Raw genomic sequence first — 26,524 nt, forward strand, 5'->3', positions numbered from 1 at the left:
TTCTTCCCGTCGACGACGAACGCCGTCGAGCCATTCTTTCACTGCTGGTATCAGTCCGATAAACTGGTAGCCCGTTCTCGTATCATGAGGCGTCTTGGGCCGCATCAGTTTCGCAAGCACAGAACCACGCTTCGCTGCGGCGTCCGCGCGATGACGCTCCATCCGATGATAGTGCGTCTCGCGCGGCTCTGTCACCACCAGACCTCAGGCCGCGCCACGAACCCCGCCCGCTGCTCGATGGCGAGGCCGGCGTTGAGCACGCCTTGCTCATCGAGCGGTCGGCCGATGATCTGCAAGCCTAGCGGCAACCCCTGCGCGTCGAGGCCACCCGGCACGCTCATCGCGGGCAGGCCGGCGAGCGAGGCGGGCACGGTGAACACGTCGTTGAGATACATCGCGATGGGATCGGCCTGCTTCTCGCCGAGCGCGAACGCCGCCGAGGGCGCGGTCGGGGTAAGCAGGTAATCGCACTTCTCGAACGCATGCTCGAAGTTGCGGGCGATCAGCGTGCGGACCTTGGAAGCTTGCGTAAAGTAGGCGTCGTAGAAGCCCGCCGACAGCACATAGGTGCCGATCATGATGCGGCGCTTCACCTCGTCACCGAAACCGGCGGCGCGAGTGGCGGCGTACATGTCCTGAAGGTTGGCGCCCTCGGGCAGGTCGCGCAGGCCGAAGCGCACGCCGTCATACCGCGCGAGGTTGGACGATGCCTCAGCCGGGGCGATGATGTAATAAGCCGGCAGCGCGTATTTGGTGTGCGGGAGCGACACCTCGACGATCTCGGCGCCGGCATCTCGCATCCACTGGATGCCCTGCTGCCACAATGCGTCGATCTCGGCGGGCATGTTGTCGACGCGGTACTCCTTGGGAATACCGATCGTCTTGCCCTTGAGGTCGGGCGACAGGCCGGCTTCCCAATTCGGCACCGGCAGGTCGAGCGAGGTCGCATCCTTGGCGTCGAAGCCGGTCATCGCCTCCAGCATGATCGCGCAGTCGCGCACGTCGCGCGCCATTGGTCCTGCCTGATCCAGCGATGACGCGAATGCCACTACACCCCAGCGCGAGCAGCGGCCGTAGGTCGGCTTGATGCCGGCAATGCCGGTGAAGGCGGCGGGCTGACGGATCGAGCCGCCGGTGTCGGTGCCGGTTGCCGCCGGGCACAGCCGCGCCGCGATCGCCGAGGACGAGCCGCCCGACGAGCCACCCGGCGCGAGCGCGGCGTTGCCGCCGTCGTTGCGTCGCCACGGCGAGATGACGTTGCCGAACGCCGAGGTCTCGTTGGACGAGCCCATTGCGAACTGGTCCATGTTGAGCTTGCCGAGCATCCCTGCGCCGGCCGCGAACAGCTTGCCCGACACGGTCGATTCGTAGGTCGGCGTGAAGCCTTCGAGGATCAGGCTGGCGGCGGTGGCCGGCACGCCCTTGGTGCAGAACAGGTCCTTCATGCCGATCGGCACGCCGGCGAGCGGCTTGAGATCCTCGCCCGCTGCCTTCGCCGTATCGGCGGCGTCCGCAGCGGCGAGCGCATGGTCGGGCGTCTCGACCAGGAACGCGTTGAGCGCCTTGGCCGCACTCACCTTCGCGATGAACGCCTGCGCCACGTCACGCGCGGAGAAGCTGCCGTCGCGCACGCCGTCGCGGAGCGCGGCGACGCCGAGGTCGGTCAATTCGGTCATTCGATCACCTTGGGAACGGTAAAGAAGCCATGCTCGGCCTGAGGCGCGTTGGCGAGCACCAGATCACGCACGTTGCCGTCGGTGACGACATCGTCGCGCAGGCGCAGGTGGTTGGGGATCACGGCGGTCATCGGTGCGACGTTGGCGGTGTCGACCTCTCCGAGCTGCTCGATCCAGCCCATGATGTTGTCCAGTTCCGGCGCGAGCCGGGCGGCGTCTTCTTCGGAGATGGCGATGCGCGCGAGGCTCGCGATCTTCTTTACGGTGGCGATATCGACTGACATGCCCCAGCGGCTAGCATCGCGCAGGCGCACCATCAACCCGATTGCGCTCTGCACGGCGATGCGCCACCCCTTTGGCGCAAGTTGCGGGAGCGGTACGGCACAATGGCACGGAAATTTCTGTACGTGGTTGCGGCGCTCGTCCTGCTGACGGTGGCGGGGGCGTTTGCGTTCAACGCATTTCCGGGCGCGTTCATGCGGATGGCGCTGGTGCCGGGCGAAGACGTGGCCGCGCTGTCGCCGCCGCCGTCCTACGCGAGCGCAAACATGTGGCTGGCGCGGCCCGACAAACCGGGCAACCCCGCGCTGTGGGCGCCCGCCGGCTATGCCCCCTCCCCCAGCCCGCAGGCGGCGGTGTTCTTCATCCACCCGACCTCCTACCTCACCCGTACGCACTGGAACGCGCCGCTGGACGATGCGGAGGCCAACGCACGCGCGGCGATCTTCCTGCGGGGCCAGGCGAGCGCGTTCAACGGGGTCGGTACGGTCTGGGCGCCGCGCTACCGTCAGGCGGCGTTCGGCGCGTTCCTGACGACACAGGCGAACGCGCAGAAGGCGCTTGATTTCGCCTATCGTGACGTGCTCGCCGCGTTCGACCAATTCGTGCGCGAAAGCGGCGACCGGCCGATCATCCTCGCCGGGCATTCGCAGGGCGCGCTGCATCTGTCGCGGTTGCTGCGCGAGCGGATCGCCGGCACGCCGCTCGCCCGCCGCATCGTCGCGGCGTATGTGGTGGGGTGGCCGGTGTCGCGCGCAGCCGATCTGCCGCGCATGGGGTTGCCCGAGTGCACGCGCGCGGATCAAGCCGGGTGCATCCTGTCGTGGCAGACCTTCGCCGAACCGGCCGAGCCGTCGCTGATCCTAGACACGTACGATGCCTCGACCGGCTACACCGGGCAAAGCCGCAAGGATACGCAGATGATCTGCACCAACCCGCTGACCGGCACGCCCGACGCCGCCGCTCCGGCCAGCGCCAACCTCGGCACGCTGTATCCGTCGAGCGATCTCGCAACCGCCGATATTGCCGCCGGGCGGGTTGGCGCGCGTTGTACCGGACGCGGGCTGTTGTCGATCGGGGCGCCACCGGCGGGGCTGAACGGCTATGTGCTGCCGGGCAACAACTATCATGTCTACGACTACAGCCTGTTCTGGGCGAACGTCCGCGCCGACGCCGAACGACGGCTGAAGGCGTTCCAGACGCGATGAGGCGCCATCGCGCCTCGACTTCGTACGCGCCGAGCGGGTAGAGGAGCGGCGATGATTACAACCGACCGCATCGCCTTTCGTGATGCCTTGCCCTCGGGTGGACGACTGCTCGGGCTGGACCTCGGCACGAAGACGATCGGCACCGCGCTGTGCGATGCCGGGTGGAGCTTCGCTTCGCCCGCCGTGCTGATACGCCGCGCCAAGTTCACCTCGGACAAGGCCGTGCTGGTGACAATGATTGCCAAGCAACATGTCGCCGGTCTGGTCCTCGGCCTGCCGATCAACCTCGACGGCAGCGAGAGCCCTCGGTCGCAGAGCACGCGATCGTTCGCGCGCAACCTAGCCGATCTCGCCTTGCCGATCCTGCTGTGGGACGAGCGCTGGTCGACCCAAGCGGTCGAGCGGCAGATGATCGCGGAGGATATCAGCCGCGCCAAGCGTGCCGAGCGCGTCGACAAACTCGCTGCCAGCTACATCCTGCAAGGCGCGATCGACGCATTGGTACAAGCTTAACGCGCCAATGGGTCGATCCGATACGCATCGGATATCCCGTGCTATGTTGCTTTACCGAGGCGCTGTCTAAGCCACTGTTAACCGCGCTTTGGTATCGACGCGGCATGTGGTCATCGCGCGTGCTTGTTGGGGTTCAGATCCTGGGCGTCCTGGTAGCCTTGGCGACACTCGCGTTCTACCCGCCCGCCACCGGCAAGATGCTGCTGATCCCGCTTACCCCGGGCGCGGCCGCCCGGGTCGCGCCGCTCGCACTTCTGGGCGGCACCGCGCTGATCGCGACCGGACCGCTGCGTGGCTCGCTCGTGGTGGCGGGCGAACGGCGGCGGCTGTCGGCTGTGCTCGCCGGAAGCGCGGTGCTGATCCTCGCCGCGCCCCCGGCTGTGTGCGGTGCCGGCGCGCAGGCGCAGGCATGAATCAGCACGACGACGCCGTGGTCGAGCTCGACCGGTTGCGAATGCGCGGCATGGAAATCTTGGCGGTGGCGGGGCTTGCCAGCACGATCGCCCTACTGATCGTTGGGTTGGCTTTGGGTTCCGATCTTACGCATGTCGTCGTGATCCTTTCGGCACTCGCGAATGTCGCACCAACCTGGATGGCCGTGCGCCGTCGCCACGACGAGATCGCGCGCATCCTGATCGGCACGCTTGCCGCGATCCAGCCCGCGCTCGGCGTCTATCTGCTCACCGGTCATCCCTGGCAGATGGACGGGCACATGTTCTTTTTCGTCGCGCTCGCCGGGCTTGCCGTGCTGTGCGACTGGAAACCGATCGCCCTCGCGTCCGGGTTGATCGCGGTGCACCACCTCCTGCTCGAATTCGCGGCGCCGGAGTGGGTGTTCACCGGCACCGGCGCGCTCGACCGCGTCCTGATCCACGCGTTGGCAGTCGGGCTGCAATTCGCGGTGCTGAGCTATCTTACCGTCAAGCTGCGCGCGCTGCTCGTGCGCCAGGCAGAGGCCGGGCGCGAAAGCGAGCGGCTCGCCGCCGAAGCGATCGCGCGCAGCCATGAGACCGAGGCCGCGTTAGCCGCCGTCCGCGCCGCCGAAGCCCGCGAATCGACCGAGCGCGGCCGTCGCGAAACTCTGGAGGCAGCCGCCGCCGACCGTCGACGCGGCGAAATGCACACCCTCGCCAACGCCTTTCATGCCTCGATATCGGACATCGTCAGCGCGGTTGGCGCGGCGTCCGGCGAACTGGAAGGCTCGGCCCGCGCGCTCAACGATCTTGCCCGCCGTGCAAGTAAGGACACGTCCGACACCGCGCTGGTCGCGTCGCAATCGTCGGAAACCGCCCAGTTGCTGGCAGCGCGAATCAAGGATCTCACCGGCTCGATCGGTGCCATCGCCAGCACCGTCGATCATCAGGCCAGCTTGAGCGGCGATGCCGCCTCGATTTCCGATTCGGGGCATCAGGCAGTGATCGCACTCGCGCAGCGGTCCAGCGCGATTGCCGGCTTCGCCGATTCGATCAGCGATATCGCCGGCCGTACCAACCTGCTCGCGCTCAACGCGGCGATGGAGGCGGCGCGGGTCGGCGATGCCGGGCGTGGCTTTGCGGTGGTGGCGCAGGAAGTGAAGCAACTCGCCGGCCAGGCCTCGGGTGCAACCGACGAGATACGGAGTCTCGCCGGATCGGTGACCGGCGGCGCCGACATCGCCAACGGCGCGTTGCGCGACATCGCCGCGCGCGTGGGCGCGCTGGCGCAAAGCGCGAAGGCGATCCGCGCCGCCGTCGACGAGCAGCGCGGCACCGCCAAGCTGATCGAAGCGACCGCTTACGACACGGCGATTGGCGCTACGCAGATGGTCCGCCAGATCAGCGAAGTCGCGGCGATGGCGAACACCACCGAGACGCTGTCCGCGCGGGTGTCCGGTGCGGCGACCACGCTCTCCAGCACCGCGCAGGCGCTGCGACAGGCGACCGAGCAGTTCGTCGCGCAGTTGAAGGCGGGTTGAGGGCGGCGCGATACTCTCTGGCAATGTTCTATGCGGGCGTTGATCGCTCACTGCTCCGCTCCTATCATCGCCCAATAACGCTTAGCGATGAGGTGCCGCTGTGATTGGCGAACGCTGGACCAACGAATCTGTGGCTGTCCGCTTATCGTTGGCATCGCCGGCTGCGGTGTTGCTGTTGATCGGCCCGGCGGTGAGGCAAGTAAGTGGCCGTCCGATCGGGTTGGTCGGCGCGATCTGCTGTACGCTGCCGCTGATTGCCTGGGTCAGCTTTGTGGGCTGGCGTTTGGCGGTGAACGCAAAGCGACGCAACGGCTCGTGTTAACCTTGGTTCGCGAACGACCGCTGCCCTAAGTTCGGCTGCGGATTGCCACGAACATCCGAACCGGGCCTTAGCTGGCGTTTTGCCGACCGCTGCGGATCACGGACGCTTATTAGAGCTAGCATGAGCGACACGAGACCATGGAGGTTTGGCTGCTCGGATGTCTCGTCGCAGCGCACGACAGGAAGTGACCGCCAGATCCGATCGTTAAAAAAATACGCTTGCCCGAAACGGCCTGCGTTGCAGCGAAGCTACAATCAGCATTTGTGGCGCCTCGCCTGTGGATGCGGTGGGGATTACACCCGCACGCTGTATTCGCGACGCGGCGAGTCCCGCCGCCACCGCTTGCGCGCCTGCCCCGCCGCCGTTAGGCCGCAGCTTTGATGCAATCCGACCACCGCCCCGCTTCGCAGATCGCCGGAAGCGCCGTCTTCCCGCATCGTCACCTCACCGGTATCGATGGCCTACAGCCGCACGAGATCATGTTCCTGCTCGACGAATCGGAGCAATGGATCGAGGCCAACCGCAGTCGCGCCAAGAGCGACAAAAGGCTGGAGGGCGTCACCCAGATCAACGCGTTTTTCGAGAACAGCACGCGCACGCTGCTGAGCTTCGAGATTGCCGGCAAGCGGCTCGGCGCGGATGTCGTCAACATGCACGCCGCGCAATCGAGCGTGAAGAAGGGCGAGACGCTGATCGACACGGCGATGACACTGAACGCGATGCGCGCCGACGTTATCGTGATCCGACACATGTCGTCGGGCGCGGTGCGGCTGATCGCAGGCAAGGTGGATTGCCCGGTGCTGAACGCGGGCGACGGGCAGCACGAACACCCGACGCAGGCGCTGCTCGACGCGCTGACGATCCGGCGGCGGCGGGGGAGCATCGCCGGGCAGACGGTGGTGATCTGCGGCGACATCCTGCACAGCCGGGTCGCGCGGTCGAACATCCTCGCGCTGACCGCGCTTGCCGCGCGGGTACGGGTCTGTGCGCCCTCGACGCTGATGCCGGCCGAGATCGAGCGGATGGGCGTGAGCGCGTACACCGATTTCGACGCGGCGCTGGAGGGGGCGGACGTGGTGATGATGCTGCGCCTCCAGAACGAACGCATGACCGGCGGCTTCATCCCCTCGAACAGCGAGTTCAACCTGCGCTACGGCCTAACCCCTGGCCGGCTCGAGCGTGTGCCTGGCGCGCTGGTGATGCACCCGGGGCCGATGAACCGAGGGGTCGAGATCGATTCGGGGGTGGCGGACCACCCCCAACAGTCCGCGATCACCGAACAGGTCGAGATGGGCGTGGCGGTGCGGATGGCGTGCCTCGACGTGCTGACCAGACGGTCGCGCGGTGTGGAGGGTTGGGCATGACCCGCACGATTGCCTTGCTGAACGCGACGCTGGTCTGCCCGGATTCGGGCGTATCGAAGGGCGGCGTTCTGATCGCGGGCGATCGCATCGCCGCGACCGGCACCTTCGCGGTGCCCGAGGGCGCAGAGACAATCGACTGCAAGGGCAAGCTGCTCGCGCCCGCGATCGTCGACCTCGGCGTGTTCGCGATCGATCTGCCTGCGTTTCATAAGGGCGGGATCGTCCGCGTCGGGCTGATGCCGGATCAGCGGCCGGTGCTCGACAACCCCGGCCTCGTTCAGCGTGCGGCGTTGATCGGTCGGCCAGACCTTTGGATCCACCCGATCGCCGCCGCCACGCGCGGGCTGGCCGGCAAAGATCTTGCCGAAATGGCGATCAACCGCGAAGCAGGCGCGCGCGCGGTCGGCACCGGGGCGGGCTGGATCGCGGATTCGGGCGTGATGCGGAAGGTGCTGGCCTATGCCGGCGACCTTGGTCTCACCGTGATCGCACATGCGGAAGATGCCGGCATCGTCGGCGTGGCCGTGGCGACTGCGGGCGAGACCGCGACGCGGATGGGCCTGCCCGCCGCGCCTGCCATCGCCGAGCCGCTCGCCATCGCGCGCGACCTAATGCTGACGGAAGAAACCGGAGCCGCGCTGCACATCCGGCAGGTGACGACGGCGGCCGGCTTCGATCTTGTCCGTGCTGCCAAAAGGCGCGGCGTGCGCGTGACATGCGGGATCACGCCCGCACATCTGTTCCTGTCGGATATTGCGATGAGCGACTTCCGAACCTTCGCGCGTCTGTCGCCACCACTGCGCTCGGAAAGCGATCGCCGCGCCGCACTGCTGGCGGTGGCGGATGGGACGGTCGACGTGCTGTGTTCGGGTCACGACCCGCAGGGGCCGGAGGAGAAGCGCCTTCCCTTCGCCGACTCGACGCCCGGCGTCGCCGGCGCGGAGACGTTGCTTGCGCTCGCGCTTGGGCTGGTGCGCGATGAGGTGGTGACGATCGACCGGCTGTTCGCGCTGCTCGCGCGGAACCCCGCCAAGGTTTTGGGTGTGCCAACCGGCACGTTGACCGCGGGCGCACCCGCCGATCTGGTGTTGCTCGACGAACATGCACCGTGGCGGATCGACTCGGATCAGATGGCGGCGAAGGCCGGCAACACGCCCTTTGATGGCCTGCCCGTGCAGGGCAAAGTGCTGCGCCTGTTCAAGGGCGGCGCGGCGCTGGTGTGATCCGCTCGGCTCACCGCGCCGTGCCAAGCTCTCGCATGGCACGGCTTTTAGGAAAACCTCTGGGCCGCCGTCCGATCAGGCGGCGGTGCTGCACTTAATCTTCACAGCGCTTAGCGTGACGCCAGTTGCTGCCCGGGCTTGATCCAGCTCGCCACCTGATCGCCCGCGTTCGCGCGCACGAAGCAGTGGCCGCCGCTCGCCCGGTAGGCGAGGCAGAGTTTTACCGCATCGGTCCGCGTATAGCCGCCGACCGAGAGGCGATAGAAGCTTCCCGCCGCGGTCTTGATGCTGGCACCCTGCGGCTCGTGACCGGATAAGCTCGGGAAGGTGCGAGCCGCGCGCTTCCACGCGTCGCGAGCCACGCCGGCGCTGTCATACGCGCCAAGCTGAACGTAGAACCTGCCGCTGGCGAGCGCAGCGGGGGAAGCCTCGTCCGCGACGGCAACTGCGTTCCTGGCAACGGCCGTTCGACCGAGGGCTTTGGATGCCGGCAGCGGCTGCACGACTTCCTGACGCGCCGCGAACTGTACGCCGGTGTCGAGCGACGGAGCCGCCATTGCCGCCGGTACGGTCGGGGCCGGCGCGGTGGTGGCGACCTCGACCGGCGCAGGCACAACCGCTGCCGGAGCCGGCGCGGCAGGCGTGGCGTTCGCCACCGAGACCGAAGCGGTGGTCGCATTCAGCGCGAGCGCGGCGGGACGTCCCTTGTCGCGCACCGCCGTGACGCCAAGCAGCGTCGCGATCTGATCCGAGGCAGCCTTGGGACGCGCGAACGCCGCCCATTCGAGGATCCGTTTGTCGGCGTCGCCCGGTGCCAAATCGAGGCCGGCGATCTGCCGTGCCTCCGTCCAGCGGCCCGCAAGCGCGAGGCTGAGCGCAAGGTTCTGTCGGGTCTTGACCCCGGCGGGGTCGACACGCGCAGCCGCAGCGAGCAGATCGACCGCCGCCGACGGATCGCCGGCCAGTGCGACGGCAAGGCCACGATCGCTGACGGAAATGTTGGCAGCGTGCGCATCGAGCGTTTTCCGCGCAGCACCCCAGTCGCCTGTGGCGATCTGCATCAGTGCGAGATTGAGCGCGGCTTTGCCATTGCCGGCATCCAGCGCCAGCGTGTCGGCAAAGGTATCGCGCGCAGAGGCAAAGCGCCCGGCTTTCAAATAGCTTTGCCCGAGCAGCATTCGGAAATCCGCCGACTCGGGCGCGGCAAGCGCGGCGCGTTCGGCATGGCCGACGGCGGCAGCGCCCTTGCCCTGCGCGATTAGCGCGCGCGCCTTGCCGGCTTCCGCAATCGCCTTGCGCGCATCGCCCGACAATGATTGACCACCGGCGAGCGCTCCCCCCGCCAGCGTGCCGCCGAGCAGCAGTGCGGACAATCCCAACGATACGGCTAACCGTTTCTTCATCGAACGTTTCCCACGGATGATCGCCTTGGCCGGGCTGGCAATTGCGTCGCCAGCGCCTCGACTTCAGGAATGGTTTGCAAAAATTGATCGAGTGCGCGCGTCATCAGCGTCTGCGCCGACACGCCCGCGACCGTCGCGGCAAGCCGCAGGCGTAGATGGCGTTCGGCATCGAGCCGGAGCGTGAAGGCGGCTCGCGTCTTGATGACGGAAAGGTCGCCTTCGGGCTCCTCGCCTGGGAACTCGGCGCGCAACGCCTTCTGCTGGAGCAGCACCGGCGGCAGCGCCTCCTCGGGAGAGGGGCCGCCCATGTCGTTCCAGCCGAGATCGTCCTCGGGCTCCAGTGCCGCCGTCTGCGGGCGCATCGCCGGGCGCGCGTGTCCCTTGCGGGCGAGCAGCCCGGAGGAGAGCGAACCATGCCGGGCGGGGCCGTCGCTCATCTCAGCTCACCACCCGACGGCCAAAGCCGCCGCCGGTCGGCCGCTGCGCGAACGCGCTGGTCGATGCCGGTGCCGCGAACACGGTGCGACGGAAGTTCTTTTCCAAGCGGTCGGACACATAGGTCCACAGCGCCTCGACCTCGCCGGTCGAACGGCTGCGCGCGTCGAGTTCCATGACGGTTCGACCATCAATCATCGAGGCGGCGAAATCGGTGCGATGATGCACGATGACGGGTGCGACCGTGCCGTGCTGCGCCAGCGCAAGCGTGGCCTCGGTGGTGATGCGCGCTTTGGGCGTGGCACCGTTGACGACGAAGATCAGCGGCTTGCCGGCACGCTCGCACAAGTCGACCGTCGCGCCGACCGCGCGCAGATCGTGCGGGCTGGGGCGCGTCGGGATGACGATCAGTTCGGCGACCGCGATCACGCTCTGGATCGCCATGGTGATGGCGGGCGGCGTGTCGATCATCGCGAGCTTGAAGCCCTGTTGGCGCAATGCCTCGAGATCGGCGGCGAGCCGCGCGACCGTGGTCTGCGCAAACGACGGCGTCTCGGCGTTGCGATCGTTCCACCAGTCCGACAACGATCCTTGCGGATCGATGTCGATCAGTACCACGGGCCCTGCCCCGGCGCGTTCGGCTTGAACCGCCAGATGCCCCGACAGCGTGGTCTTCCCCGACCCGCCTTTTTGTGATGCCATCGCGAGAACGCGCATGTGCCCCTTGAACTCCCGGCTGTAGGACGGTGCTTATGCCCCGAGATGGGTCAAGAAGCGGTTAACAGGACTTCAGGCAGCCTGTTTCAGGACATGTGGCTAACGAAATCTTTGCCTATTTACGCGAACTCGGCTTTATCTCGCGCGAGCGGGGGCGAAGGGTTTGAAGCATATGAAGCACGGGCTTTTGATGATCGCGGCGACGTTGAGCGGCGTAGGGGGCGGCATGATCCTCTCGGCACCAGCCTTTGCCGACGTCAAGGCGGGCGTCGATGCATGGAGCCGGGGCGATTACCGCAAGGCGATCGATGAATGGCGGCCGCTCGCGATTCGCGGCGATGCCGATGCGCAATTCAATCTCGCGCAGGCGTACAAGCTCGGCCGCGGTGTGCCGGTCGACATGCCGATGGCGGAAAGTTGGTATCGCAAGGCCGCGTTGCAGGGCCACCAGCAGGCGCAGGACAATTACGGGCTGATCCTGTTCGACGAGAACAAGCGCGCCGACGCGGTGCAATGGCTCGAAGGCTCCGCGAAGCGGGGCGAGCCGCGCGCGCAGCTGGTGCTCGGCACGATGCTGTTCAACGGCGACAACGTGCCGAAGGACTGGCCGCGCGCCTATGCGCTGATCCTGCGTTCGGCAGCGCAGGGCCAGGCCCGCGCACCACAGGTGCAGGCGCAGATGGACCAGTATCTCTCCGCCGAGGATCGTCAGCGGGGCATGACGTTGTCTCGGCAGTACGAGGCGGATGCCCAACGCCCGCAACTGCCGCCGGAAATCGCCAACGTCGGTGCGCAAACCGCGATGCGCGGCGCCGATCTGCCGCCGTCGTCATACGATCCCAACGCTGGCCGCTCGCCGGTAGTCGCAACGCCAAGGCCGGAGCGAGACGCCCGGCCCGGTGCCGGGTACAGCCGTCCGTCACCGGGCTACGCGACACCGCCGGTGCGCGATACCCGCCCCGCGCTTGGCCCGTCGATCGACCCGGCCGACGAGCCGGATGCGCCGCCGCGCGATCAGGCGGCCCCGTTGCAGGATCGCCATGTACCGCCTGCGACGCGGGATCGCGCTACGCCACCGCCGCGCCGGACCGCGCCCGTCCGGGCTGCGGCACCATCGCTGGCCAGTACCGGGCGTTGGCGGATCCAGCTCGGCGCGTTCCGGGATGACGACAATGCGCGGACGATGTGGCGGTCGCTCCAGGGGCGGCTCACCGGATTGCAGCCGTTCTACGTCAAAAGCGGCGGTGTGACCCGGCTTCAGGCGGGGCCGCTTGCATCGGGTGCGGCGGCGTCGCGTGCGTGTGCGGCGGCGCGGTCGAGCTGCGTACCGGTCGCGCCGTAAAGGTCGCTCCCCGTGTGATCGGCGTCGTTTAAAGACGTCGCGCGCCGCTTCGCGCCTACTCCGTCTCGGCACGCGTGGTGCGGGTTGGCCTACCGAACGGTCAGGCAGTCACCCACTCGGCGCGCGGCACGCCCTGGGCGTAGAGCAACGCGGTGAGATCATTATGGTCGATCCGCGCCGCCGCCGCCGCCGCGACGATCGGCTTGGCGTGATAGGCCACGCCCAGCCCGGCCGCGCCGATCATCGCGAGATCGTTGGCGCCGTCGCCCACCGCCAGCGTCGCCTCCGCCGGCAGGCCCAGTTCCGCGATCGCGCCACGCAGCGTATCGAGCTTGGTCTGCGCGCCGACGATCGGCTTGGTGACGGTGCCGCTCAGCATGCCGTTCGCGATCTCCAGCCGGTTGGCGATCGCCCGGTGGAAGCCGATCTTCGCGGCGACCGGCTCGGCGAAGCGGGTGAAGCCGCCCGACACGAGGATCGCCCTCGCGCCCCAGCCGCGCATCGTCTTCACCAGCGCCTCGGCACCGGGCATGATCGTCACGCGCTCGTCAAGGCAACGCTGAATCACGGCCTCATCCAGCCCCTTGAGCAAGGCCACACGCGCATCGAGCGCGGATTCAAAATCGAGTTCACCGCGCATCGCCGCTTCGGTGACGGCGGCGATCTGCGGCTTTATGCCGGCGTAATCGGCGAGTTCATCGATGCATTCGACCGTGATCATCGTCGAATCCATGTCGGCGACGATCAACCGCTTGCGCCGTCCTTCCGCCGCCTGCACCACCACATCGACGCCCGCGAACGCGCCCTCCAGAGCGGCGCGTGCCGCATCGGGCGAAATCGCAAAGGCCAGATCGATCGCCGCGCCTTCGTCGATCCAGCCGCCGCCCGCGCTCTCGCAGCCCGCCGCGTTGAGCCGGTCGCGGCCTTCCGAAATATGACCTGCCATAAGCGCACCCGGTGCTATCAGCGTCGCGATGAACATGTCCAACTCCCTGCCCGGCGCGTCACGCCCCAAGGTCGCGCTCATTACAGGGCCGACCGCAAGCGGCAAGTCCGCGCTCGCGCTCGCCTTGGCAGAACGGCACGACGGTATCGTCATCAACGCGGATAGCGCACAGGTTTATGGCGATCTGCGTGTCGTTTCCGCGCGCCCATCGATCGCGGAGGAAGCCCGCGCGCCGCACCGGCTGTTCGGCCATGTCGACGGCGCCGATGCCGACTATTCCGCGCCGCGCTGGGCGAAGGAGGCAGCGGCGGAGATCGACGCGGCGCACCAAGCGGGCAAGCTGCCGATCCTGGTCGGCGGCACCGGACTGTACCTGCGCACCTTGCTAGACGGGATCGCGCCAATCCCCCCGATCGACCCAGCGGTTCGCGAGGAGGTGCGCGCGATGCCGGCGACGCGGAATCATGCACAGTTGGCGCTGCTCGACCCAGTGATGGCGGCTGCGCTCAACCCCGCCGACACCACCCGCGTCGCGCGCGCACTGGAGGTGGTGCGATCGACCGGCCGTTCGATTGCGGACTGGCGCGCGGCGACGACCGGCGGGATCGGCGCGCGGATCGACGTCGCCGCGCTGGTGCTGCTGCCCGACCGCGCATGGCTGCACGCGCGGATCGACGCCCGCTTCGAGATGATCGCGCATGAGGGTGTCGATGAAGTCGCCGCGTTGCTCGCGCGGACAGAGATCCCGCCACAAGCGCCTGTGCGACGTGCGATTGGTGTGGCCGAGATCGCGCGGCTGATCTCGGGTGAGATCGACGCCCGCGCCGCCGCCGAAGCGGGCGCGACCGCGACGCGGCAATACGCCAAGCGGCAATATACGTGGTTCCGAAATCAGCCGCCCGCCACATGGCTGCGCATCGACGAGACAGAAACAGTCCAGCAAATGCCGCTAATAGCAACTTTATTACGCACGTAACGGTTGACGCGAATGTTTCATGCGGTTAGCAGCGCCGCTCCGATACTGCTATGCGGTACCGCGCAAGGAGACCTGCCGTGACAGAGAAAAGTGGAGCCGACATCCTGATCGAGACGCTGTGCGATCTCGGCGTGGACGTCGTATTCGGCTATCCCGGTGGCGCGGTGCTGCCGATCTACGACGCGATGTTCCGTTCGGGGAAGATCAGGCATATCCTGGTCCGCCACGAACAGGCGGCGACGCACGCTGCCGAGGGTTACGCTCGCTCGACCGGAAAACCCGGCGTGGTGCTGGTCACCTCGGGGCCGGGCGCGACCAACGCCGTCACCGGCATCACCGATGCGCTGATGGATTCGATTCCAATGGTGGTCCTGACCGGTCAGGTGCCGACCACGCTGATCGGCACCGACGCGTTTCAGGAGGCCGACACCGTCGGCATCACGCGCCACTGTTCGAAGCACAACTATCTGGTGAAGGACCCCGCCAAACTCGCGGATACGGTGAAGGAGGCGTTCCATATCGCCACCTCCGGGCGGCCCGGCCCGGTGGTGGTCGATATCCCCAAGGATGTGCAGGTCGCCTCTGCGCGCTATACCCGCACTGGGCCGGTGCCCTCCACGATCGTCCACAAAACGTATCGCCCGCAGGTGAAGGCCGATCAGGCGTTGATCGAGCAGGCGGTCGACATGCTGGCAGCGGCGGAGCGGCCGGTGCTGTACACAGGCGGCGGCATCATCAACGCAGGGCCGCAGGCGAGCCAGTTGCTGCGCGAGCTTGTGCGGATCACCGGCGCGCCCGTTACCTCGACGCTGATGGGTCTGGGCGCGCTGCCGGCTTCCGCGCCGGAGTGGCTGGGGATGCTCGGCATGCACGGCACCTATGAGGCCAATCACGCCATGCATCAGGCCGATCTGATCGTCTGCCTAGGCGCGCGCTTCGACGACCGGGTGACCGGACGGCTTGATGCATTCAGCCCCAACAGCCGCAAGGTTCATGTCGATATCGATCGTTCGTCGATCAACAAGAACGTGCGGGTCGATCTGCCGATCGTCGCCGATGTCGGCCGTGCGCTCGAGGACATGGTGCGCGTGTTCAAGGCGCGTCAGCATCCCAAGCCCGATCTCACCGCGTGGTGGGAGCGGATCGCGGAATGGCGCGCGGTGAAGAGCCTGTCGTACCCGCCCTCAATCGAGGAGATCATGCCGCAGCGTGCCGTCCGCGCGCTGTGGGAGGCGACGCGTGCGCGCAACCCGATCATCACCACCGAAGTCGGCCAGCATCAGATGTGGGCGGCGCAGCACTTCGATTTCGAGGCGCCGAACAAGTGGCTGACCAGCGGAGGGCTCGGCACGATGGGCTATGGCCTGCCCGCCGCAATTGGTGCGCAGCTCGGCAACCCGAACGCGCTGGTGATCGACATCGCCGGCGAAGCCTCGATCCAGATGAACATCCAGGAACTGGCGACGGCGACGCAATACCGGCTGCCGGTCAAGATCTTCATCCTCAACAACCAATATATGGGGATGGTCCGCCAGTGGCAGGAACTGACCTATTCGAGCCGCTATTCGGAAAGCTATTCGGATGCGCTGCCCGACTTCGTCAAGCTGGGTGAGGCATATGGCTGGAAGGGTATTCTGATTGAAGGGCCGGACCAGTTGGAAAGCGGCATCGCCGACATGCTGGCTCATGATGGGCCGGTGATCGTCGATTGCCGGGTAGCACAGCTCACCAACTGCTTCCCGATGATCCCGAGCGGGGCCGCGCATACCGACATGCTGCTCTATTCGAGCGAAGTGTCGGGCGAGATGGACGACAGCGCGAGGGCACTGGTGTGAGGGACGACATGCACATCCAGCAGCAGATCGCCGAACGGCACACGCTCGCAGTGATCGTCGATAACGAGCCGGGCATTCTCGCCCGGATCGCCGGCCTGTTCACCGCGCGCGGCTATAATATCGAGAGCCTGACGGTTTCCGAGATCACCGACGACAAGTCGGTCAGCCGCATCACCATCGTGACGTCGGCCAGCCCGCCGGTGCTCGAACAGATCGTCGCGCAGCTCGACCGGCTGGTGCCGGTGCACAAGGTCCGCGACCTGACCGCCGAGGGCAATCACGTCGAGCGCGAACTGGCGCTCATCAAGGTGATCGGCACCGGCGACCAGCGTATCGAGGCGTTGCGCCTCGCCGAAGTGTACCGCGCGCGGGTGGTCGATGCGACGATCTCCAGCTTCGTCTTCGAAGTGACCGGCGGGATCGCCAAGATCGACAAGTTCGTCGAGCTGATGGCGGAAGTCGGCCTGATCGAGGTCGCGCGCACCGGCATCGTCGCGATCTCGCGCGGGCGCGAAGCCGCCTGATCCATTTCACCGAACAACCACCCTCGTCTCCCCGGTGTCCGCCGGGATCGACGGTCGGGCGCGCTGCCCGGCCGGCATGACGATCTTGAAGCAAAGGGACTGAACATGCGTGTCTATTACGATCGCGACGCCGATCTGAACCTCATCAGCGACAAGAAGATCGCGATCGTCGGCTATGGCTCACAGGGCCACGCCCATGCCCAGAACCTGCGCGATTCGGGCGTCAAGGAGGTCGCGATCGCGCTGCGCGAGGGTTCCGCCACCGCCAAGAAAGCGACCGACGCTGGCTTTAAGGTGATGACAACCGCCGAGGCCGCTGCCTGGGCCGACATCACCATGATCCTCGCGCCCGACGAGCATCAGGCGGCGATCTATGCGAACGATTTGCACGCCAACCTCAAGCAGGGCGCGACGATCGCGTTCGCGCACGGCCTCAACATCCACTTCGGGCTGATCGAGCCGCGCGAAGACCTCGACGTCATCATGATCGCGCCCAAGGGTCCCGGCCATACCGTGCGCAGCGAATATGTGCGCGGCGGCGGCGTGCCGTGCCTGATCGCGATCCACCAGGACAAGAGCGGCAACGCGCACGACATTGGCCTCGCCTATGCATCGGGCGTGGGCGGCGGTCGTTCGGGCATCATCGAGACCAACTTCCGCGAGGAATGCGAGACCGATCTGTTCGGCGAACAGGCCGTATTGTGCGGCGGCACCACCGCGCTGGTGCAGGCCGGGTTCGAGACGTTGGTCGAGGCAGGTTATGCGCCGGAAATGGCCTATTTCGAGTGTCTGCACGAACTCAAGCTGATCGTCGACCTGATGTACGAAGGCGGCATCGCCAACATGCGCTACTCGATCTCGAACACCGCCGAATATGGTGACATCAAGACCGGCCCGCGCATCATCACCGACGAGACCAAGAAGGAGATGAAGCGCGTCCTCGCCGACATCCAGTCGGGTCGCTTCGTCAAGGACTTCGTGCTCGACAACCGCGCTGGTCAGCCAGAACTGAAGGCGGCACGCGGTGCGGCGCAGCGCCACCCGATCGAGGAGACCGGCGCCAAGCTGCGCGCGATGATGCCATGGATCGGCGCCAACGCGCTGGTCGACAAGGCGAAGAACTGATCTCCGCGCCGGGTCGCCGTCGTGGCGACCCGGCGCTTCGATTGCGAAGCCTGCGGGCAGCGGCGCAATCGCCACAAACGGGGCACCTGCGAAACGATCGGTTGCGGACTCTGGCTTTGACGGGCACGTTCCGCTCGCCCAAGGCTCGCGCACCTCAACAGGAGACCTTCGTGATGCGCCGTTTCGTTCTTGCCGCCTCGCTCGCTGCCGCCGCCATCGCGGTGCCGCTGACCGCGCAGATGCACCGCCCCGACATGCTCCACGGTGCCGGCGCACCCGCTGACGTCAAGGCCGGCACCTATGCGGTCGAGCCGGGCCATACCCAGGTCGCGTTCAGCGTCAGCCACATGGGCATCTCGCCCTTCGCCGGCTGGTTCTCGGGCGCGAGCGGCTCGATGAAGCTGGACCCAGCCCATCTTGACGCCACCACGCTCAGCGTCTCAATCCCCGTCGACAGCGTGCAGACCACCAGCGGCAAGCTGGTCGAGGAACTCAAGAGCGCCGACTGGCTGGATGCGGGCAAGTATCCAACCGCGACCTTCCGCTCGACCAAGGTGACCGCGCTCGGCCCAGACGCCGCACGGATCGAGGGTCAGCTCACGCTACACGGCGTTACCAAGCCGGCCGTGATTGACGCGCGCTTCTTCGGCGCGGCGACCAACCCGATGAGCAAGAAGCCGTCGATCGGGTTCCTCGGCCGGCTTTCGTTCAATCGTTCCGAGTTCGGCGTGACCAAGTACGTGCCGCTGGTGTCCGACCAGACTGTGCTAGTCATCAACGCCGCGTTCGAACTGCAATAATGACCGACACGCCGTCCGAAGAAGTCGAAGGCCGGCCCGGCGTCGGCCGGGTCGAGGCATTCTCGGACGGCGTGATCGCCATCATCGTCACGATCATGGTGCTGGAATTGCACCCGCCGATTTCGGAAGGAATGGCGAAGCTGTGGACGTTGTGGCCGGTATTCCTCGCCTATGTGCTGAGCTACGCCTACGTGGCGATTTACTGGGTTAACCACCACCGGCTATTCAGCCACGCCACGTATGTCACCAACGGCCTGGTTTGGTCGAATATGCTGCTGCTGTTCGCGCTGTCGCTGGTGCCGTTCTCGACCTCGTATCTCGGCGAGCATCACTTTAACCGCGAGGCGACGTGGCTGTATCTCGCGACGATGCTGTTCCCGGCGCTGTGCTATACGTGGCTACAGGCGACGATCCGCCACACTGGTCTCCGCGGCGCCGCTGCCACGCGATTCTACATCGCCAGCAATCGCAAGGGGATAGCCGCCTCGCTGATCTATGCGCTGGGCATCCCGCTCACCTTCGTATCGCCGTGGCTGGGCATCGGCTGCGCAGCCGTCGTGGCGTTGCTGTGGTTCCTGCCGCAGAGCCGTGTCGACGGCTGGTTCTCGGGCCGTCAGGCGGACTGAAGTCGCGCGAAGCTGGTGAATTGCGCGCGGACGTTGGGCGACGCGTCGATAGTGAGCGCATCGACGCGGTCGATCGCCGCCTGTCCCGCCGCCTCGCCCGCACCGAGCGACGCCATCGCCCATTCGCCAAACTCGCGGGTATCGACTTCACGCCGCGACAGCGTGACAACCGCGGCGTGGCGATCGTCCGCCTTGATCCGCGCGATCGCCGTCTCGACCACCGCCGCCGGCCCTTCAAGCGCTTGCAGAAAACGCCGGCCATTAAAGAACAACAGTCCGCTGATCCCGTCACGCGCATTGTTGCGGCGCGATGCGGACAGGATGCGCGTGAGTTCCGGTTCGCGCATCGCCGGTGTGGCGGTACTGATGTAAATCAACTGCAACATCGGTGCATCTCCTTGTCTTGAGAGGATTTATCGACGGTGTTTGAGCGAATGGTTAACACCGGGGGATTTATCGCGCCGATCCGGCTGGACAAACCGCGTAACGCGACGCTATCGATATCAAGGATGACGATCGGGACCGGCCTGCTGCTTCGACTTACGCGCCCTTAGGCGCGACCGTCCCGTTGCGCGGCTTTGCCGACGCACGACGCGCCTGAGGGCAAGACCGAGTTCCCCACCCTTCAGCAAGCGAGATACGCCCATGCTGCGCGATCCTTCGACCAAATACCGCCCCTTCCCGCAGATCGATCTGCCCAATCGCGAATGGCCTTCGCGCACGATCACGCAGGCCCCGCGCTGGCTGTCGACCGATCTTCGCGACGGCAACCAGGCGCTGATCGACCCGATGGATGCCGAGAAGAAGACACGGATGTTCGACCTGCTCTGCAAGGTCGGCATCAAAGAGATCGAGGTCGGATTCCCAAGCGCCGGCGCGACCGAGTTCGATTTCATCTCCGGGCTGGTGAAGACCGGCCGCATTCCCGATGACGTGACCGTGCAGGTGCTGACGCAGTCGCGCCGCGACCTGATTGAGAAAAGCTTCGAATCCTTGCGCGGTGCGCCCAAGGCGATCGTCCACCTCTACAACGCGGTCAGCCCGGCTTGGCGCAAGATCGTATTCGGGATGACGCGTGACGAGATCCGCGCGATCGCGATCGAGGGTGCGAAAATCCTGCGCGACTGTGCCGCCGCGCAGCCCGACACCGACTGGTTCTTCGAATACAGCCCGGAAACGTTCTCCACCGCCGAACTCGATTTCTCGGTCGAGGTTTGCGAGGCGGTGATGGAGGTGTTGCGTCCTACCCCCGACCACAAGCTGATCCTTAACCTGCCCGCCACGGTCGAGGCGGCGACGCCCAACGTCTATGCCGACCAGATCGAATGGTTCGGCAAGAATATCCGCAATCGGGATGCCATCGCGATCAGCCTGCACACGCACAACGATCGCGGCACCGGCGTCGCCGCGGCGGAACTCGGGTTGATGGCGGGCGCGGACCGGGTCGAGGGTTGTCTGCTCGGCAATGGCGAACGGACCGGCAATTGCGATCTCGTGACGGTCGCGCTCAACATGTACACGCAAGGCCTGTCGCCGGAGCTCGACCTGTCGGACATCGACGAGATCGTCAACACGGTGAACTATTGCACGCAACTGCCGGTGCATCCGCGCACGCCCTATGCTGGCGATCTGGTGTTCACCGCGTTTTCAGGCAGCCATCAGGACGCGATTAAGAAGGGTCTCGCCGCGCAAGAAGCCAAGAACGATCCGCTGTGGGAGGTGCCCTATCTGCCGATCGATCCCGCCGATCTTGGCCGCAGCTACGAAGCGGTGATTCGCGTCAACTCGCAGTCCGGCAAGGGCGGCGTCGCCTGGGTGATCGAGCAGGACAAGGGGTTGAAGCTGCCCAAGCGCTTGCAGGCCGATTTCAGCCGTCACGTTCAGGCGCTGGCGGACGAAACCAGCCGCGAACTGAACGCCGCCGATATCTGGGGCGCGTTCGAGCGGACCTATCTCGCCAAGTCCGGCGACCGGTTCGTGCTTGGCGCGTATGACGAAACGCGGGGACTGGGCAACGAGCGCATCTTCGTCGGCGATATTGAAGTGGCTGGCGAGCATCATTCGGTGAGCGGGCGCGGCAACGGCCTGATCTCTAGCGTAACCGCCGCGCTCGCCGATGGCTTTGGTGTGAACCTTGAAGTGGCCGATTACGTCGAACACGCGATCGGCAAGGGGTCGGACGTGCGCGCCGCCGCCTATGTCGAGTGCCGCACCGTCGAAGGGCGGACGGTTTGGGGTGTTGGCATTGACGAGGATATAGCCACTGCCTCTGTTCGAGCGGTGCTGTCGGCGGCGAACCGGTTGTAAGCGATCGCGGCTACCCGCCTCACTCCTTGGGGGGTAGCCGTCACCGCCGCCGCAGGATTTCGCAGCCGATCCGCGCGTCGGGGTAGATGTCCGCCTTCACAGTTCGCACCCGCACGCCAACCACGCGACGATCGGTCATCGCCAGTGCGGCGATCGCCTCGCACAACGTCTCCTGCAACTCGAAATGGCGCGAGCCGGCGAGCGCGTGGATGCCAGTGCGCAGGAAATCGTAATCGACCACTGCGTCGATCCGGTCGGCCGGGGGGGCTTCACCGTAATCGCAGTACAGCCACACGCTGACCAGCACGCGCTGCGGCCCGGCGCGTTCCGCCGGATGGATGCCCAGGCCCACCGCGATCTCCAGCGTGTCGAGCAACGTGATGTAACGCGCCCGACCTGCGGCGGGATCGTCCAGATCGCGAAAATCAGTCAAGCGCACGCTCCCGAGTCGCGAACATCACATCGCTGTCGCGGGTGATGAACCGCTGCCCGCAATCCACGAAGATGTTCTGTCCGGTGATGCCGCCGCACATCAGCAGCCATGCCACGGTACCAGCGATATCCTCTGGTGAAACGGGGCGGCGCAGCAGATTGTCACGCGCCACCGCATTGAATTCGTCCGTGCTCTGGTCGTGGCTCACCATCGTCAGCCCCGGCGAAACCGCATTAACGCGTACGCGCGGAGCGAGCGCCTGTGCGAGCATCACCGTCGCACTGTCGAGCGCAGTCTTGCTGAGCGAGTAGGAGAAGAAATCCGGGTTGAGGTTCGCAATCTTCTGATCGAGCACGTTGACGATCGCGCCATCTGCGATCCCGTCCTGCCGCGCCAGCGCCGTCGCCAGCGCGATGGGCCCGGCAAGGTTGATCTGGATCATCGTCGCGAACAGATCCGGCTTCTCGTGCGGCGGCCGGTCGAAGTCGAACAGCGACGCGCAGTTCACCAGCCCATCGACAATCCCCCCCGCCGCCGCACGCGCGTCCGCGAACACCCGGTCGGCATCGACCGAAATGTCGCCGTGGATCAACCATGCGTCCGCGCCGCCGGCGCGCAAATCGCTCACCAGTGCTTCGGCATCCTCGGTCGAGTGGAAATGGTGGACGACGACCCGGTGTCCTGCTCCCGCCAGGGTTCTGGCGATCCCCGCGCCGATCCGACGCGCCGCGCCGGTGACGAGAACGGTACGTCGCATGCGGATCAAAGCCCCATCAGCGCAAGCACTTCCTTCCGGCTGCGGTCGTCATCGCGGAACACGCCCATCATCCGGCTTGTCGTCATCGACACGCCTGGCGTGCGCACGCCGCGTGCCGTCATGCACGCATGGCTCGCCTCAATCACGACGGCCACGCCGACCGGCGCGAGATTGTCCCAGATGCAGTCCGCTACCTCGGCGGTAAGCCGCTCCTGCACTTGCAGGCGCCGCGCGAAGGCGTGCAGCACGCGCGCCAGTTTCGAGATGCCGACGACGTGGTTTTTCGGCAGATAGGCGATGTGCGCCTTACCGATGATCGGCGCCATGTGATGTTCGCAATGCGACTGGAACGGAATGTCTTTCAGCAGCACGATCTCGTCATAGCCGCCAACCTCTTCGAAAACGCGCGAGAGGTGATAGGCTGGATCGTCCTCGTACCCGGCACAATATTCCCGCCAGGCGCGGGCAACGCGGTTGGGCGTATCGAGTAGCCCCTCGCGCGCGGGATCGTCACCGGTCCAGCGGATGAGCGTTCGCACCGCGTCGGCGACATCGTCCGGAACGACGATCTTGCCGTCGTCGCCGATCAGATCTCCGGATGTTGCGGCGCCCGATCGTTGGTTCATTGCACATCCTCAGTGATTAGCTTCACGGTGCGACGCGCGCCCGACGCTCGGGCGCGTTTATCTGCGACGTACAGAGCAGATACGGTCTGCCTGCGGGCTCCGCAATGGTGGCGGGCAGATAGGGTTCTTGCGGCGCGGCTCACCTGAGATCAAGCCGCCTGAGCGATCAGAATTTGCAACCCCCGGCGTCTCTCTTTATCGAGCGCGCCCCGGCCCGCTTCCGTAACGACACGGGCCATAGCGGTCAGGACGCGCGACATCGAACCAAAGGCGGCGCACAAGCGCACCCACGCTGCGCGCCAGCGCGCAACCGATGTCGCGAAGAACGACACAGCAGGAAGGACCAAAGAATGGCAAAGACCGAAACCGCAGCAGCGCCAAAAACAGGCGGCATCCACGCGCCGATCCAGCCTTCGGAAGATCTGGCGAAGATCGTCGGCAGCGATCGGCTTCCGCGCAGCGAAGTCATCAGCAAGGTCTGGGAATATATCAAGAAACACGATCTCCAGAACCCGGAGAACAAGCGCGAGATCGTCGCGGACGAGAATCTCAAGAAGATCTTCGGCAAGGATCGGGTGACGATGTTCGAGATGAACAAACATCTCGCCGGTCACATGAAGGCCTGAACGGCCCGACGGGGCGCCGGCTCATGGCTGACGCCCCGCAGTACCAAGGGCAGTCGCTACACGGGGCGGAATTGGTGGTCCCGGAGGGACTCGAACCCCCGACGCCCACATTAGGAATGTGGCGCTCTATCCGGCTGAGCTACGGAACCACGCTGCCCTCCCCCTAACCTGCTGCGCTCGCGCGCTCAAGCGTGTCGATCAGTTGATCGTCTCAGGCGGCAGAACCGGAAAGGGAAGCGGCGCGACCGCGACGCCTTCGTCGATCAAGGATTTGGCTTCTGCCAGCGACGTTTGGCCGTGGATCGGCCCCGCCGGCAAATCACCGGCATGCATCGCTCGCGCCCGCTCCGGAAAAGCGGTGCCGACCCATTCGGAACCGGCCAGCGCCTTCGCTTGCGCTGCCGCCATTGCGCGCATCGCCGCCTTGATCGCTGCCGGGTCTGGCGGTGCATCGGTCGCCGAAGAAGCGGCGGGACGGGTGTTGCCCTTAGCCGCTACGTTCGGCGCCATGACGGCTTTGACCACATCGCCGTCCCCGCAAAACGGGCAAGACAGCAGGCCACGCTCGCGCTGCTCCTGATAAGCAGCGCTCGATCCGAACCATGCCTCGAAGACGTGCGCCTGCGAACAGCGCAGGTCAAAGACGATCATGTGGTCGACACTTCGGGGATGGGTCGGCGGTGCGCGATCACCGGTACGCGTGCGCGCACATCGGCGATCCGTGCCGGGTCTATGTCAGCAAACCCGAGTCCGGCAGCCTCACCCATGTCGAGCAGCACCGTGCCCCACGGGTCGATCACCACCGAATGGCCGTACGTTGCGCGGCCATCCTCATGCGTGCCGGTCTGCGCAGCGGAAACGACATAGGCAGCCGACTCGATCGCACGCGCGCGCTGAAGGATATGCCAATGCGCCGCACCGGTCGGCCGCGTGAACGCGGCCGGCGTCGCCAGCACCGTCGCGCCGGCATCGCTCAGCGCCGCGAACAGCGCGGCAAAGCGCAGATCGTAGCAGATCGACAGACCGAGTGCGCCGACCGGTGTATCGACCACCACCGCATTGGCACCCGGAGCGTAAGCAGCGGATTCACGCCAGCTTTCACCACTTGGCAGGTCGACGTCGAATAAATGTAGCTTATCGTAACGCGCCCGGACCTCACCGGCGTCATCGATCACGAAGCCGCGGTTCGCCAGCCTGCCATCATTGCCGTGTACCGCAAGCGAGCCGAGGTGCACCCAAATGCCATGTTCCCTCGCCGCCGTGCGGGTCGCTGCCAGCACCGGATCATCACCTTCCGCGTGGAGCGAAGCGGCAGCGCGTTTCCGGTTTTGATCGATCAGGCCGGACATTTCCGGCGTGAACAGCATCGCCGCCCCGCTCCTCGCCGCTTCCGCCGCCGCGTCGACGATGGTGCGTGCGTTGGCAAGCGGATCGACCCCGCTCGTCATCTGGAGCAGCGCGATCTTCATGCCGCGAGCAGCGCGTCCAGCTTGCCGGCGGCTTCCAGCGCGGCGAGATCGTCCGATCCGCCGACGTGCGTATCACCGATGAAGATCTGTGGCACCGTGGTGCGACCGTTAGAGCGGCCTAACATCTCGGCACGCTTGGGGCCGCCCATGGTAATGTCAAACTCTTCCACCTCGACGCCCTTCGACGCAAGCAACCGCATCGCGCGCGAGCAATAGGGACAGAACGCCTTGGTATAAATTTGTGTCTTTGCCATAGGTTTAACGTGTGCAGTCGGTCGCCGCTTGTCAATCATGCAGCATCCGAATCGATCACCCGCGCCCAGCACAGAATCGCCACCGAAGCGGCACCCGCCGATAGCAATGCGTCGACGCAAGCATCGGTCGTGGCGCCGGTGGTGTAGATGTCATCGATCAGCACGACCGCCCGTCCCGCCAACCGTTCAGGCTTGTCCACGGCAAACGCGCCATGGACCGCCCGGGCGCGTCCTTTCACCCCCAGACCACGCAGCATCGGCGTGGCACGTACACGCCGTAGCAGCATCGGATCGGCCTCGATCTGCATCGTCTTCGCCAGCGTGTCCGCGATCAGCGCCGCTTGGTTGAAACCGCGCGACCACAGCCGCCAGCGGTGCAGAGGCACCGGCACGAGCAGGTCCGCGCCCGCCGGCACCAGCCGCGCCATCTGCCGCGCAACCGTTTCCGCAAAGGCGATCCGGCCGCCATATTTCAGCCGTAGCGCCAGCGTGCGTGCGACTTTGCCATAGGCAACCGCCGCGAATACGCCGGCGTGGACAGGCGGTTCGGCTAGACAGTCGGCGCACTGTTCGGAAACGCCATAATCATGCTCGAACGGCATCTGGCACCCCGCGCACCACGGCGGCGCGAGGAAACGAAGATCACCCCAGCAAGTGGCGCAAAACCGGTGATCCGCCCCGGTCACCGCCCCACACCCCGGGCAGCGTGGCGGCAGCGCAAGACCGGCAACGAAACGCAAAGGTGCAGCAAGCCGTGACACAGCCCCTTGTCGCGTGCGCGGCG

General features: G+C 66.1%; 29 protein-coding genes and 1 tRNA gene. 15 read left to right on the forward strand and 15 right to left on the reverse strand.

The features are described from left to right. Positions 1 to 191: 191 nt before the first annotated feature. Together gatA and gatC are read right to left on the reverse strand one after the other, a co-directional pair. Entirely contained in the window at positions 192 to 1,676 is a 1,485-nt protein-coding gene (gene gatA, locus OXR00_RS04150; protein WP_267386776.1) for an Asp-tRNA(Asn)/Glu-tRNA(Gln) amidotransferase subunit GatA, read from the reverse strand. Further along, complete coding sequence (gatC, locus tag OXR00_RS04155; protein ID WP_242147146.1) at positions 1,673 to 1,960, reverse strand: Asp-tRNA(Asn)/Glu-tRNA(Gln) amidotransferase subunit GatC; 288 nt, start codon at positions 1,958 to 1,960, stop codon at positions 1,673 to 1,675. Before gatC ends, gatA begins: the two co-directional genes overlap by 4 nt. A gap of 102 nt (positions 1,961 to 2,062) precedes the next feature. Between gatC and OXR00_RS04160 the strand changes: the two genes are divergently transcribed. The 6 genes from OXR00_RS04160 to OXR00_RS04185 all read left to right on the forward strand — a co-directional run bounded on the left by OXR00_RS04160 (position 2,063) and on the right by OXR00_RS04185 (position 8,539). Further along, positions 2,063 to 3,163 (forward strand): DUF3089 domain-containing protein, encoded by a 1,101-nt coding sequence (locus OXR00_RS04160; RefSeq protein WP_267386778.1) that lies wholly within the window; start codon positions 2,063 to 2,065, stop codon positions 3,161 to 3,163. Positions 3,164 to 3,214: 51 nt separating this feature from the next. Next, positions 3,215 to 3,676, forward strand: coding sequence for a Holliday junction resolvase RuvX (gene ruvX, locus OXR00_RS04165; protein WP_267386781.1), 462 nt, complete (start codon positions 3,215 to 3,217; stop codon positions 3,674 to 3,676). Positions 3,677 to 3,795: 119 nt separating this feature from the next. After that, positions 3,796 to 4,089, forward strand: a complete 294-nt coding sequence (locus tag OXR00_RS04170) for a hypothetical protein (RefSeq protein WP_267386783.1) — start codon at positions 3,796 to 3,798, stop codon at positions 4,087 to 4,089. After that, positions 4,086 to 5,630: a methyl-accepting chemotaxis protein gene (locus tag OXR00_RS04175; RefSeq protein WP_267386785.1), complete on the forward strand. Its 1,545-nt coding sequence runs from the start codon at positions 4,086 to 4,088 to the stop codon at positions 5,628 to 5,630. The genes OXR00_RS04170 and OXR00_RS04175 overlap by 4 nt, the downstream gene beginning before the upstream one ends. 702 nt (positions 5,631 to 6,332) lie before the next feature. Beyond that, a complete protein-coding gene (locus OXR00_RS04180) occupies positions 6,333 to 7,316 on the forward strand; it encodes an aspartate carbamoyltransferase catalytic subunit (RefSeq protein ID WP_267386786.1) in 984 nt (327 codons plus the stop codon). Then, positions 7,313 to 8,539 (forward strand): amidohydrolase family protein, encoded by a 1,227-nt coding sequence (locus OXR00_RS04185; RefSeq protein WP_267386787.1) that lies wholly within the window; start codon positions 7,313 to 7,315, stop codon positions 8,537 to 8,539. The genes OXR00_RS04180 and OXR00_RS04185 overlap by 4 nt, the downstream gene beginning before the upstream one ends. 110 nt (positions 8,540 to 8,649) lie before the next feature. On the opposite strand, the gene OXR00_RS04190 is transcribed toward OXR00_RS04185, so the two are convergent. From OXR00_RS04190 to OXR00_RS04200, 3 genes are read right to left on the reverse strand one after another with little or no spacing between them, the layout of a single operon-like run. Further along, positions 8,650 to 9,942 carry an SPOR domain-containing protein gene (locus OXR00_RS04190; protein ID WP_267386788.1) on the reverse strand — a complete coding sequence of 431 codons (1,293 nt, stop codon included), beginning with the start codon at positions 9,940 to 9,942 and terminating at the stop codon, positions 8,650 to 8,652. Then, positions 9,939 to 10,379: a hypothetical protein gene (locus OXR00_RS04195; protein ID WP_267386789.1), complete on the reverse strand. Its 441-nt coding sequence runs from the start codon at positions 10,377 to 10,379 to the stop codon at positions 9,939 to 9,941. Before OXR00_RS04195 ends, OXR00_RS04190 begins: the two co-directional genes overlap by 4 nt. 1 nt (position 10,380) lies before the next feature. Then, entirely contained in the window at positions 10,381 to 11,094 is a 714-nt protein-coding gene (locus OXR00_RS04200) for a ParA family protein (protein ID WP_242146586.1), read from the reverse strand. A 172-nt stretch (positions 11,095 to 11,266) separates the two neighbouring features. Here OXR00_RS04200 and OXR00_RS04205 point away from each other — a divergent pair, with 172 nt between their 5' ends. Next, the gene (locus OXR00_RS04205) at positions 11,267 to 12,436 is read left to right on the forward strand and encodes an SPOR domain-containing protein (RefSeq protein WP_267386790.1); all 1,170 of its coding nucleotides are present in this window, start codon (positions 11,267 to 11,269) and stop codon (positions 12,434 to 12,436) included. Positions 12,437 to 12,536: 100 nt separating this feature from the next. Here the strand turns inward: OXR00_RS04205 and serB are convergent, their stop codons facing one another. Beyond that, positions 12,537 to 13,418 (reverse strand): phosphoserine phosphatase SerB, encoded by an 882-nt coding sequence (gene serB, locus OXR00_RS04210; RefSeq protein WP_267386791.1) that lies wholly within the window; start codon positions 13,416 to 13,418, stop codon positions 12,537 to 12,539. Between serB and miaA the strand changes: the two genes are divergently transcribed. From miaA to OXR00_RS04240, 6 genes are all read left to right on the forward strand, one after another. Beyond that, a complete protein-coding gene (miaA, locus tag OXR00_RS04215; RefSeq protein ID WP_267386793.1) occupies positions 13,417 to 14,358 on the forward strand; it encodes a tRNA (adenosine(37)-N6)-dimethylallyltransferase MiaA in 942 nt (313 codons plus the stop codon). The two genes, serB and miaA, sit on opposite strands and share 2 nt — an antisense overlap. Positions 14,359 to 14,435: 77 nt before the next feature. Further along, positions 14,436 to 16,193 (forward strand): acetolactate synthase 3 large subunit, encoded by a 1,758-nt coding sequence (locus tag OXR00_RS04220; RefSeq protein WP_267386794.1) that lies wholly within the window; start codon positions 14,436 to 14,438, stop codon positions 16,191 to 16,193. An 8-nt stretch (positions 16,194 to 16,201) separates the two neighbouring features. After that, positions 16,202 to 16,717 carry an acetolactate synthase small subunit gene (ilvN, locus tag OXR00_RS04225; RefSeq protein ID WP_242146591.1) on the forward strand — a complete coding sequence of 172 codons (516 nt, stop codon included), beginning with the start codon at positions 16,202 to 16,204 and terminating at the stop codon, positions 16,715 to 16,717. 105 nt (positions 16,718 to 16,822) lie between these two features. Further along, positions 16,823 to 17,842 carry a ketol-acid reductoisomerase gene (gene ilvC / locus OXR00_RS04230; RefSeq protein ID WP_267386795.1) on the forward strand — a complete coding sequence of 340 codons (1,020 nt, stop codon included), beginning with the start codon at positions 16,823 to 16,825 and terminating at the stop codon, positions 17,840 to 17,842. Positions 17,843 to 18,015: 173 nt separating this feature from the next. Continuing rightward, positions 18,016 to 18,642 (forward strand): YceI family protein, encoded by a 627-nt coding sequence (locus OXR00_RS04235; RefSeq protein ID WP_267386797.1) that lies wholly within the window; start codon positions 18,016 to 18,018, stop codon positions 18,640 to 18,642. Next, positions 18,642 to 19,268, forward strand: coding sequence for a TMEM175 family protein (locus OXR00_RS04240; RefSeq protein WP_267386798.1), 627 nt, complete (start codon positions 18,642 to 18,644; stop codon positions 19,266 to 19,268). The genes OXR00_RS04235 and OXR00_RS04240 overlap by 1 nt, the downstream gene beginning before the upstream one ends. Here OXR00_RS04240 and OXR00_RS04245 read toward each other — a convergent pair. Continuing rightward, positions 19,256 to 19,654, reverse strand: coding sequence for a BLUF domain-containing protein (locus tag OXR00_RS04245; protein WP_267386799.1), 399 nt, complete (start codon positions 19,652 to 19,654; stop codon positions 19,256 to 19,258). The two genes, OXR00_RS04240 and OXR00_RS04245, sit on opposite strands and share 13 nt — an antisense overlap. A 259-nt stretch (positions 19,655 to 19,913) precedes the next feature. On the opposite strand from OXR00_RS04245, the gene leuA reads away from it, so the two are divergent. Further along, complete coding sequence (gene leuA, locus OXR00_RS04250) at positions 19,914 to 21,575, forward strand: 2-isopropylmalate synthase (RefSeq protein WP_267386800.1); 1,662 nt, start codon at positions 19,914 to 19,916, stop codon at positions 21,573 to 21,575. Positions 21,576 to 21,615: 40 nt separating this feature from the next. Here the strand turns inward: leuA and OXR00_RS04255 are convergent, their stop codons facing one another. From OXR00_RS04255 to folE, 3 genes are read right to left on the reverse strand one after another with little or no spacing between them, the layout of a single operon-like run. Next, a complete protein-coding gene (locus OXR00_RS04255; RefSeq protein ID WP_267386801.1) occupies positions 21,616 to 22,008 on the reverse strand; it encodes a dihydroneopterin aldolase in 393 nt (130 codons plus the stop codon). Further along, positions 22,001 to 22,765, reverse strand: coding sequence for an SDR family oxidoreductase (locus tag OXR00_RS04260; RefSeq protein WP_267386803.1), 765 nt, complete (start codon positions 22,763 to 22,765; stop codon positions 22,001 to 22,003). Before OXR00_RS04260 ends, OXR00_RS04255 begins: the two co-directional genes overlap by 8 nt. Positions 22,766 to 22,770: 5 nt before the next feature. Continuing rightward, positions 22,771 to 23,391: a GTP cyclohydrolase I FolE gene (gene folE / locus OXR00_RS04265; RefSeq protein ID WP_267386804.1), complete on the reverse strand. Its 621-nt coding sequence runs from the start codon at positions 23,389 to 23,391 to the stop codon at positions 22,771 to 22,773. 350 nt (positions 23,392 to 23,741) lie between these two features. Here folE and OXR00_RS04270 point away from each other — a divergent pair, with 350 nt between their 5' ends. Beyond that, positions 23,742 to 24,017, forward strand: coding sequence for an SWIB/MDM2 domain-containing protein (locus OXR00_RS04270; RefSeq protein WP_242146599.1), 276 nt, complete (start codon positions 23,742 to 23,744; stop codon positions 24,015 to 24,017). Positions 24,018 to 24,089: 72 nt separating this feature from the next. Here OXR00_RS04270 and OXR00_RS04275 read toward each other — a convergent pair. From OXR00_RS04275 to OXR00_RS04295, 5 genes are all read right to left on the reverse strand, one after another. Beyond that, a tRNA-Arg gene (locus OXR00_RS04275) sits at positions 24,090 to 24,166 on the reverse strand. Positions 24,167 to 24,215: 49 nt separating this feature from the next. Then, positions 24,216 to 24,668, reverse strand: coding sequence for a DUF1178 family protein (locus OXR00_RS04280; RefSeq protein WP_267386808.1), 453 nt, complete (start codon positions 24,666 to 24,668; stop codon positions 24,216 to 24,218). Further along, a complete protein-coding gene (locus OXR00_RS04285; RefSeq protein ID WP_267386810.1) occupies positions 24,665 to 25,486 on the reverse strand; it encodes a carbon-nitrogen hydrolase family protein in 822 nt (273 codons plus the stop codon). Before OXR00_RS04285 ends, OXR00_RS04280 begins: the two co-directional genes overlap by 4 nt. Then, a complete protein-coding gene (grxC, locus tag OXR00_RS04290) occupies positions 25,483 to 25,740 on the reverse strand; it encodes a glutaredoxin 3 (protein WP_267386812.1) in 258 nt (85 codons plus the stop codon). Before grxC ends, OXR00_RS04285 begins: the two co-directional genes overlap by 4 nt. Before the next feature lie 35 nt (positions 25,741 to 25,775). After that, a complete protein-coding gene (locus OXR00_RS04295) occupies positions 25,776 to 26,501 on the reverse strand; it encodes a ComF family protein (protein WP_267386813.1) in 726 nt (241 codons plus the stop codon). Positions 26,502 to 26,524 lie beyond the last annotated feature (23 nt).

It is taken from the genome of Sphingomonas sp. GC_Shp_3 (assembly GCF_026540945.1).
Taxonomy (GTDB): Bacteria; Pseudomonadota; Alphaproteobacteria; order Sphingomonadales; family Sphingomonadaceae; genus Sphingomonas.